This is a genomic window from Geobacillus sp. ZGt-1, assembly GCF_001026865.1.
GTDB lineage: Bacteria > Bacillota > Bacilli > Bacillales > Anoxybacillaceae > Geobacillus > Geobacillus thermoleovorans.
The window spans coordinates 47,858-48,735 of record NZ_LDPD01000028.1 but is presented as its reverse complement, the minus strand read 5'-3'; the positions used below and the strand labels follow the sequence as shown (position 1 = coordinate 48,735).

Below are 878 nucleotides of genomic sequence, written 5' to 3'. Positions count from 1 at the left end.
GGTAGCCGCCTCGATCCCGCCGATGGCGAAAACGTTGATGGAGCGGTTTTGGCCGGGGCCGCTCACGTTAGTATTGCCAAAACGGGCCAAAGCGGTGTCTGAACGGGTGACGGCTGGGCTGCCGACGGTGGCGGTGCGCATGCCGGATCACCCGCTGGCGCTGGCGTTGATCGAGGCGAGCGGCTTGGCGTTGGCCGCCCCGAGCGCGAATCGGTCAGGAAGGCCGAGTCCGACGACGGCGGCGCACGTGCTTGCCGATTTAGACGGGCGGATCGCCGGGGTGATCGACGGCGGGCCGACCGGCGTGGGCGTTGAATCGACGGTGCTCGATTGTAGTGGGGGCGTGCCGACGATTTTGCGCCCGGGAGGGGTGACGAAAGAGGCGCTTATTGAAGCGATCGGCCGCGTTGAAGAGGCCGCTGCTGTGGACGACGAGGCGGCGCCGAAAGCGCCGGGGATGAAATATACGCATTATGCGCCGAAAGCGCCGCTTTGGATCGTCGCCGGCCCGCCCGCGTTTTTGCAGCGGCTTGTCGATGAAAGCCGGGCGGAAGGGAAAACGGTCGGCGTGTTGACGACCGAGGAGAACCGGGATCAGTATGCGGCCGATGTCGTGCTGCCGTGCGGAACGCGCCAGGCGCTTGAGACGGTCGCGAGCCGGCTGTACGACACGCTGCGCCGATTTGATGAAACGAACGTCGATCTCATTTACAGCGAGGCGTTTCCGGAAGAAGGAATCGGCGCGGCGATCATGAACCGGCTCCGCAAAGCAGCCGGCGGACGCGCCATCAGCGAACAGCGGAAATGAAAGGACGTCCGTCTGTATAGATGCAGCGAACAAGTTTCACATATCCTGGTCGAAAAAGCAGCTTGTCTAT

General features: G+C 63.6%; 1 protein-coding gene. It reads left to right on the top strand.

Annotated features, from left to right (window positions below; all coding sequences use genetic code 11):
* The coding region (locus tag VU18_RS14695) for an L-threonylcarbamoyladenylate synthase (protein ID WP_236687424.1) at positions 1-808 on the top strand (808 nt) is incomplete at its 5' end.
* Positions 809-878: the final 70 nt, after the last annotated feature.